This window comes from Zoogloea oryzae (genome assembly GCF_030161255.1).
GTDB lineage: Bacteria > Pseudomonadota > Gammaproteobacteria > Burkholderiales > Rhodocyclaceae > Zoogloea > Zoogloea oryzae.
The window spans coordinates 47,570-56,137 of record NZ_BSPX01000027.1; the positions used below are offsets into that span (position 1 = coordinate 47,570).

Genomic DNA, 8,568 nt, shown 5'->3' on the forward strand with positions numbered 1-8,568 from the left:
CTGCGGGTGCTCAGAACGCGGCGCGAAGGCGCCGGGCGGTGGGCTCAGGGCGACTCGTACTTGTAGCCGACGCCGTAGATCGAGCGGATGGGCGGCGCGTCGGGGGTGACGTGCTCCAGCTTGCGGCGCAGGTTCTTGATGTGGCTGTCGACGGTGCGGTCGGTGACGACCCGGTGGTCGTCGTACAGGCCGTCGAGCAGCTGTTCCCGCGAGAACACCCGCCCCGGGCTGCGGGACAGGGCGCGCAGCAGGCGGAACTCCACCGGAGTCAGATCCAGCTCGACGCCGTGATACACCGCGCGCCAGGCGGCTTCGTCGATCTGCAGGGGCTGGATCTCGCCGGCAATGGGGCGGGCGCGGCGCAGCACGGCCTTGCAGCGGGCGACCACCTCCCGCGGGCTGTAGGGCTTGCAGATGTAGTCGTCGGCGCCCAGCTCAAGCCCCAGCAGGCGGTCGATCTCCTCGACGCGGGCGGTCATCATGATCACCGGCACGGCGCTGAAACCGCGCAGCTCGCGGCAGATGTCCAGCCCGTCGCGGCCGGGCAGCATCAGGTCGAGGAGGATCAGGTCGGGCAGGCGGGCGCGGATGGCCGGCATCGCCTCCAGCCCGTTGGCGATCCAGGCGGTCTCGAAGCCCGCGCCCTTGAGATAGTCGCCCAGCAGCGCGGCGAGCTTGGGTTCGTCCTCGACGATCAGGATGCGGAAGGGGGCGTCCATCGGTCAGCCCTCCAGCGCCGGGAAGCGCAGCGCGACCCACACGCCGCCCAGGGGCGAGGCGTGGGCGGCGATGCTGCCGTCGTGGGCCTCGACGATGCGCCGGCAGATCGCCAACCCGAGCCCTGCGCCGCCGGTGGCCCGGTTGCGGGATTGCTCGCCCCGGAAGAAGCGCTCGAAGAGCTTCGGCAGCAGTTCGTCCGGCACGCCAGGGGCCGAGTCGAGGAAGTCGATGCACACCTCGTTGCCGTCGCGGCGCGTGATCACTTTAAGAAGGCCGCCGGCGTCGGTGTAGCGGATGCTGTTTTCCACCAGGTTGCGGAACAGCTGTCCGAGCCGCGCTTCGTCGGCGGACACCACCAGCCCCGGTGCGAAGTCGGTTTCGAGGCCGACGCCGGCGTCGTGCAGGCGGTCGCCGAAGGCGGCCAGCGTGTGATCCAGCGGCTCGGCGACCGCCACCGGCGCCTTGCGATAGACGAGGGCGCCCACGTCGGCGAGGGCCAGCTCGTTGAGGTCGTTCACCAGCTGGGCGAGGGTCAGTACCTCGGTCTTGAGGGATTCGATCGAGGTGGCGTTCATCGGCCGCACGCCGTCCTCGATGGCTTCCAGCTCGCCCCGCAGCACCGCCAGTGGGGTGCGCAGCTCGTGGGAGACGTCGGCCATGAAATCCCGGCGCATGCGCTCGTTGGCTTCCAGGGTGCGGGCGAGGCGGTTGAAATCCTGCGCCAGCCGGCCCACCTCGTCGCTGGTGGTGGATTCGACGCGCTCGGCGTAGTCGCCGGCGGCGAGCCGATGGGTGGCGGCGGCCACCTGCTTGAGGGGCGCCACCAGCCCGCGGGCGATCCACAGGGAGATCGCCACCGCAAACAGCGCCGCCAGCCCGCCGATGGCCAGGGTGGCGTGGAGTTGCTCGTCGAAGAAGCGCTGTACGCCGGTGCCGCTGGCGCTCTGGAAGGGCGCCATCACCAGCCAGCCCACGGTGCGCCCGTCCACCACGATGGGACGGCGCACGGCGTTGGCCTCCTCGGCGCTGTGGCTGTTGCCCATCACAAAGCGCTGTTCGCCATCGAGCAGGCTGAGCCGGAAGATCGCGCCGGTGAGGTCGGATTCGGGCGGCGGCGGCATCTCCGCCATGGTCTTGTTCTGGTCTTCCTCGCGGGTGTGGGGCGACGACAGGTGGAACCACACCCGGCGGTTGGCGCGCAGGAAATCCCAGTTGCCGTTCTTGGCGTAAGCCTGGGTGAAGCGCGGGATGCTGTCCTCGAGGCGCTGCAGGGCCAGCTCGTCCATGTAGCCGATGAAGCCGCGGGTGAAGCTCCAGCGGCCCGCCACGCCCATCGCCAGCAGCACCGCGAGGGCCACCAGCAGGACGGCGAGGAAGACCTTGGTCGTGATTCCGGGTTTCATGGGCGTGAGCGGCGGGGTGACGAGTCTGGGCGGGGGCCGGGACGCCATTAAGCCCCCGCCGGGGGCGGAGATCAACAGGGCGGGGCGATCTCCACAATGTCTCCAATTTTTCTGCACATTCGGTTTCCACAATCGGGGTCATCAAAGATCGGCCGTCGCCCCCCGCTGCGACAGGCCGGCCGCCACCGGATACGTTGGAAAGGAAACCCCATGCGCACTCCCTTCACCCCCCGCCTGCTGGCCCTCGCCGCGGCCGTGTTGGCCGTGCTGCTTGCCGGCTGCAACACGTCGGCGGCGCCCGCCGCCGCTGCGCCGCGCCCGGCCGCGGTCGCCGTGGTCACGCTGCAGGCCCGGCCGCTCACACTTACCTCCGAACTGCCGGGCCGCACGGCGTCGACGGTGGTGGCCGAGGTGCGGCCCCAGGTGGGCGGCATCGTGCGCGAGCGGCTGTTCACCGAAGGCGCCGACGTGAAGGCCGGCCAGCTGCTATACCGCATCGACCCGGCCAGCTTCCAGGCCGCCCACGACAGCGCCCGGGCAGCGCTCGCCAAGGCCCAGGCCAACCTCGAGACCCTGCGCCCCAAGGCCAGCCGCTACCGGGAGCTCGCCGAGATCAAGGCCGTCTCCCAGCAGGACACCGACGACGCCCAGGCGTCGCTGAAGGAAGCCGAGGCCGAGGTGGCATCCGCCCGCGCCGCGCTGGAGAGCGCCGCCATCAACCTCGCCTACACCCGGGTGACGGCGCCGGTGTCGGGCCGCATCGGCCGCTCGGCGGTGACCCCTGGCGCGCTGGTGACCGCCGGTCAGAGCTCTGCGCTTGCCACCATCCAGCAGATGGACCCGATTTACGTGGATCTCACCCAGGCCAGCGCCGACGCCCTGCGCCTCAAGCGCGCTTTCGAGGCCGGGCAGATCCGCCGCGGCGGGCAAGGGCAGGCGGCGGTCAAGCTGATCCTGGAGGACGGCAGCGCCTACGCCCGCGAAGGCCGGCTGCAGTTTGCCGACATCACCGTGAATGAAGGCACCGGCACCGTGGCGCTGCGCGCGGTGTTCCCCAACCCGAAGGGCGAGCTGCTGCCCGGCATGTACGTGCGGGCGGTGATTGACGAAGGCGTCACCGACACCGCGCTGCTGGTGCCCCAGCGGGCGGTGTCCCGCAACGCCCGAGGCGAGGCCACCGCGCTGGTGGTGGGCGAGGGCAACACCGTGAGCCAGCGGGTGCTGGCGGTGGGCCGCCCGGTGGGTGACAGCTGGCTGGTGACGTCCGGCCTCGCCGCCGGCGAGCGGGTGATCGTCGAGGGCAGCCAGAAGGCCCGCCCGGGCGCCGTGGTGGCGCCGGTGGCGGTGGATGCCAAACTGGCCGGCAACAGCCCGGCCGACGGAAAGCCGGGAGTCTGACCATGGCCCGCTTCTTCATCGACCGCCCGATCTTCGCGTGGGTCATCGCCATCGTGGTGATGCTGGCCGGCGCGCTGTCCATCGGCCGGCTGTCCCTCGAGCAGTACCCCAACATCGCCCCGCCCAAGATCACCATCTCGGCCACCTACACCGGCGCCTCGGCCGAGACCATCGAGAACTCGGTGGTGCAGGTGATCGAGCAGCAGATGAAGGGCCTCGACCACCTCACCTACATGTCGTCCAGCAGCACCTCGGCCGGCACCGCGTCGATCACCCTGACCTTCGACGCCGGCACCGACCCGGACGTGGCCCAGGTGCAGGTGCAGAACAAGCTCAAGCAGGCCGAGCCGCGCCTGCCCCAGATCGTCCAGAACCTGGGGGTGAGCGTCACCAAGACCGGCACCGACTTCCTGATGGTCGTCTCGCTGGTGTCCGACAACCCGCGCACCAGCGCCATCGACATCGGCGACTACATCGCCACCAGCCTGCTCGACCCGGTGAGCCGCGTCGAGGGCGTGGGCGACGTGCAGGCCCTGGGCAGCGGCTACGCCATGCGGATCTGGCTCGACCCGGCGCGCCTGCAGAAGTACGCGCTGATGCCCTCCGACGTGAAGTCGGCGATCCAGGCGCAGAACGCCGAGGTCACCGCCGGCCAGGTGGGCGGCCTGCCGGCCCGGGGCGGCCAGCAGATCAACGCCACCATCACCGCCCGCAGCAAGCTGCAGACGCCGGCGCAATTTGGCGCCATCGTCCTCAAGACCACCGCCGACGGCGCCGTCGTGCATCTCTCCGACGTGGCCCGCATCGAGCTGGGCGGCGAGAGCTACGACGTGAGCGTGCAGTACAACGGCAAGCCCTCGGCGGCCATCGGCATCAAGCTCGCCGCCGGCGCCAACGCGCTGCAGACCGCCGATCGGGTGAAGGCGCGGCTCGACGAGCTCGGCCGCTTCTTCCCGGCCGAGATGCAGCTGCAGGTGGTGGTGCCCTACGACACCACGCCCTTCGTGCGCATCTCCATCGAGGAGGTGGTGAAGACCCTGATCGAGGCCATCGTGCTGGTGGTGCTCATCATGTATCTCTTCCTGCAGAACCTGCGCGCCACGCTCATCCCCGCGGTGGCGGTGCCGGTGGTGCTGCTGGGCACCTTCGGGGTGCTGGCGGCCTTCGGCTACTCGATCAACACCCTCACCATGTTCGGCATGGTGCTGGCCATCGGCCTGCTGGTGGACGACGCCATCGTGGTGGTGGAGAACGTCGAGCGGATCATGAGCGAGGAGGGCCTGTCGCCCCGCGAGGCCACCCGCAAGTCGATGGGCGAGATCACTGGCGCGCTGGTGGGCATCGCCCTGGTGCTGTCGGCGGTGTTCGTGCCGATGGCGTTTTTTGGCGGCTCGACCGGCGTGATCTACCGCCAGTTCTCGATCACCATCGTGGCGGCCATGCTGCTGTCGGTGCTGGTGGCGCTCACCCTCACCCCGGCCCTGTGCGCCGCGTTGCTCAAGCCCGGGCATAGCCACCACACCGGCTTCTTCGCGTGGTTCAACCGGGTGTTCGACCGGGGCAGCCAGCGCTACCAGGGCGGCGTGGCCGGCATCCTGCGGCGCGGCGGCCGGGCGGCGGTGGTGTATGGGCTGCTGGTGGGGCTGTTGTCGGTGATGTTCCTGCGCCTGCCCACGTCCTTTTTGCCGGAGGAAGACCAGGGCTTCGTGATCGCGATGGTCCAGCTTCCGGCCGGCGCCACCAAGGAGCGCACCAGCGCCGCCCTGGGCGCCCTCGAGCAGTACATGCTGCAGCAGCCCGAGGTGGCCGCGCTCATCACCATCAACGGCATGGGCAACGCCGGCAACGCCCAGAACGCCGCCCGCGCCTTCATCAAGCTGAAGGACTGGTCCGAGCGCGAGGACGCCGCCAGCGGCGCCGCCGCCTTCGCCCGCCGGGCCACCCGCGATCTGTCGGCGGTGCGCGACGCGCAGATCTTCGTGATCCTGCCGCCGGCGATCCGTGGCCTCGGCAGCAGCAGCGGCTTCGACCTGGAGCTGCAGGATCTCGGCGGCATCGGCCACGACAAGCTGGTGGCGGCCCGGGAGCAGTTCCTGGCCCTCGCCGCGAAGGACGCGAGCCTCGCCAAGGTGCGCAAGAACGGGCTGGACGACACCCCGCGCTTCCAGCTCGCCATCGACGACCAGAAGGCCGGCGCCTTCGGGCTGGCGATGGGCGACATCAACGACACCCTGTCCACCGCCAGCGGCGGCAGCTACGTGAATGATTTTCTCGACAAGGGCCGGGTGAAGCGCGTGTATCTGCAGGGCGACGCCCCGGCCCGCGCGATGGGCGAGGATCTCGCCGGCTGGCACGTGCGCAACGGCAACGGCGAGATGGTGCCTTTCGCGGCCTTCACCGCCAGCCGCTGGACGATGGGCTCCCCGGCGCTGGAGCGCTACAACGGCATGGCCGCCTACGAGATCGTCGGCGAACCGGCCGAAGGGGTGAGCTCCGGCACCGCGATGAACACCATCGAGGCGATCATCCGCCAGCTGCCCGAAGGCATCGGCTTCGAATGGACCGGCCAGTCGTATCAGGAGCGCCTCTCCGGCGCCCAGGCCCCGCTGCTCTACGCGATCTCGGTGCTGGTGGTGTTCCTTTGTCTGGCGGCGCTCTACGAGAGCTGGTCGGTGCCCTTCTCGGTGATGCTGGTGGTGCCCCTCGGCGTGCTCGGGGCGGTGCTGGCGGCGAGCCTGCGCGGCCTCTCCAACGACGTGTATTTCCAGGTCGGGCTGCTCACCACCGTCGGCCTGTCGGCCAAGAACGCGATCCTGATCGTCGAGTTTGCCAAGCAGCTGCAGGAGGAGGGCGCCAGCCTCATTGACGCCACCCTGCAGGCGGTGCGCCTGCGCCTGCGGCCCATTTTGATGACCTCGCTGGCCTTCGCCCTCGGCGTGCTGCCGCTGGCGGTGAGCACTGGCGCCGGCTCGGCCAGCCGGGTGGCGATCGGCTCCGGCGTGCTGGGCGGCATGCTGTCGGCCACCGTGCTGGGCCTCTTCTTCATTCCCCTGGCCTTCGTGGCGGTGCGCCGGCTGTCTGCCCGCCCGGCCACGCCGGCGCCCGCCCTGCAAGGAGAACACTGATGAAACTGCGAACCCTGAGCCTGACCCTGCTGGTGGCGGGCATGCTGGGCGGCTGCGTCAATCTGGCGCCGGACTACGCCCGCCCCGCCGCCCCGGTGGAATCGACCTGGCCCGCCACCGGCGGCAAGGCGGTGGAGACGACGGATGACGGCCGCTCCGCTGCCGCCATCGGCTGGCAGGATTTCTTCGTCGATGCGCGGCTGCGCCAGCTCATCGAACTGTCGCTCGCCAACAACCGCGACCTGCGCGCCACCGCCCAGGCCATCGTCAAGGCCCGCGCCACCTACCGCATCCAGCAGGCCGAGCTGCTGCCGGCACTGAGCGCCGATGCGGGCACCACCGCCAAGCGCACCCCGGCCGATCTGGCTGGTGGGCAGGCGGTGACGAGCCGCACCCACAGCGTGGCGCTGGGGGTGAGCGGCTGGGAGGTGGATCTCTTCGGCCGGCTGCAGAACCTGCGCGACCAGGCCCTGCAGCAATACCTCGCCAGCGAGGACACCCTGCGCAGCACCCGCATCAGCCTGATCGCCGAGGTGGCCGGGGCCTACCTCACCCTCTCCGCCGACGAGGCCCTGCTGGCCCTCGCCCGCGACACCCTGGCCAGCCAGGAAGCCAGCCAGGGGCTGATCCGCAAGCGGGTGGAGGTGGGCATCGGCACCGAACTGGATCTGCGCCAGATCGAGACCAGCGTGGAGACGGCCCGCCGGGACGTTGCCACCTACACCGCCCAGGTGGCCGCCGACCGCAACGCGCTTGTGCTGCTGGCGGGCGGCCCGGTGCCCGACTCGCTGCTGCCGCCCCCGGGGCTGGACAGCGTGACCGCGCTGGGCGCGCTGCCGGTGGGTCTGCCGTCCGAAGTGCTCCGCCAGCGCCCCGATGTGCTCGCCGCCGAACGCCAGCTGGTGGGCGCCCACGCCAGCATCGGCGCGGCCCGGGCGGCCTTCTTCCCGAGCATCAGCCTCACCGCCACCGCCGGCACCGCCAGCGGCAGCCTGTCCGGGCTGTTCGCCGGCGGCTCGGGGGCGTGGACCTTCATCCCCCAGGTGAGCCTGCCGATCTTCAACGCCAGTGCCAACCAGGCCAGCCTGGACGCCGCCAAGGCCGACCGGGAGATCTATCTCGCCCGCTACGAGTCGGCCATCCAGACCGCCTTCCGCGAGGTGGCCGACGCGCTCGCCCAGCGGCCCACCATCGACGCCCGGGTGGCCGCCCAGCGCAAGCTCACCGAGGCCACCGCCGCCAGCTACCGGCTCTCCGAAGCCCGCTACCTGAAGGGCGTGGACAGCTACCTGAGCACCCTCGACGCCCAGCGCTCCCTCTACGCCGCCCGCCAGTCCCTGGTCAGCCTGCGCCTCGCCGCCGCCACCAACGCGGTGACCCTGTACAAGGTGCTCGGCGGCGGCGACAGCGCCACCCCGGCGCCCCGCGGGTGAGGGGCGGCGATGCCGAGCTTTCCGATCTTCGCACCCATCGGGACGGCTGCCGCACCGGGCTGCCGCCGAGGCGCACGGCCCGGCCTGCGTGGTCGGCTCCGGTGGCGGGGCGGGCAGTTTCCCTCCGAGGGGCGCGGGTTCAAGTCGGACTTGAACTTGTTCAGCTTGAAGATGAGGTTTTTCAACTTTCACTTGAACCGGTTCAAGTTGGACTTGAACTGCCTCATCTTCGAGGGAAGCAAGTTCAAGTTGGAGATGAACGGGTTCAAGTCTGAGCTAAACAAGTTCATCTTCAACTTGAACCGGTTCAAGTCGAAGCTGGACAAGTTCAAGTCAGCGTTGAACAGGTTTCCCCCAAAGGTGGGAGTGTCAGTAATTTTGTGTTCGAGGCGGTCTTGATTCTTCCTGCGCTGCCGTGGCAGCGCAGGAAGAATCGGCTCACCGTGCCATCGCCGGGATGAAGCGATCGGTATAGAGGATGGCGAACTG

The 8,568-nt window shown here is 70.1% G+C and carries 5 protein-coding genes; 3 read left to right on the top strand and 2 right to left on the bottom strand.

What is annotated here, in order from left to right; genetic code table 11:
- Positions 1 to 44: 44 nt before the first annotated feature.
- The gene (locus QQK25_RS10525; protein WP_284187881.1) at positions 45 to 719 is read right to left on the bottom strand and encodes a response regulator; all 675 of its coding nucleotides are present in this window, start codon (positions 717 to 719) and stop codon (positions 45 to 47) included.
- 3 nt (positions 720 to 722) lie between these two features.
- Complete coding sequence (locus QQK25_RS10530; RefSeq protein WP_284187882.1) at positions 723 to 2,123, bottom strand: ATP-binding protein; 1,401 nt, start codon at positions 2,121 to 2,123, stop codon at positions 723 to 725.
- Positions 2,124 to 2,333: 210 nt separating this feature from the next.
- Here QQK25_RS10530 and QQK25_RS10535 point away from each other — a divergent pair, with 210 nt between their 5' ends.
- From QQK25_RS10535 to QQK25_RS10545, 3 genes are read left to right on the top strand one after another with little or no spacing between them, the layout of a single operon-like run.
- Entirely contained in the window at positions 2,334 to 3,521 is a 1,188-nt protein-coding gene (locus tag QQK25_RS10535; RefSeq protein WP_284187883.1) for an efflux RND transporter periplasmic adaptor subunit, read from the top strand.
- Positions 3,522 to 3,523: 2 nt separating this feature from the next.
- Positions 3,524 to 6,646: an efflux RND transporter permease subunit gene (locus tag QQK25_RS10540; RefSeq protein WP_284187884.1), complete on the top strand. Its 3,123-nt coding sequence runs from the start codon at positions 3,524 to 3,526 to the stop codon at positions 6,644 to 6,646.
- On the top strand, positions 6,646 to 8,079 hold the full coding sequence (locus tag QQK25_RS10545; RefSeq protein ID WP_284187885.1) for an efflux transporter outer membrane subunit: 1,434 nt from the start codon (positions 6,646 to 6,648) through the stop codon (positions 8,077 to 8,079). Before QQK25_RS10540 ends, QQK25_RS10545 begins: the two co-directional genes overlap by 1 nt.
- Positions 8,080 to 8,568: the final 489 nt, after the last annotated feature.

Excerpts from the sequence above, each read along its gene's own strand:
- QQK25_RS10530 (WP_284187882.1), bottom strand. The coding sequence starts at position 2,123 with ATGAAACCCGGAATCACGACCAAGGTCTTCCTCGCCGTCCTGCTGGTG.
- QQK25_RS10540 (WP_284187884.1), top strand. The coding sequence starts at position 3,524 with ATGGCCCGCTTCTTCATCGACCGCCCGATCTTCGCGTGGGTCATCGCC.
- QQK25_RS10545 (WP_284187885.1), top strand. The coding sequence starts at position 6,646 with ATGAAACTGCGAACCCTGAGCCTGACCCTGCTGGTGGCGGGCATGCTG.
- QQK25_RS10535 (WP_284187883.1), top strand. The coding sequence starts at position 2,334 with ATGCGCACTCCCTTCACCCCCCGCCTGCTGGCCCTCGCCGCGGCCGTG.
- QQK25_RS10525 (WP_284187881.1), bottom strand. The coding sequence starts at position 719 with ATGGACGCCCCCTTCCGCATCCTGATCGTCGAGGACGAACCCAAGCTC.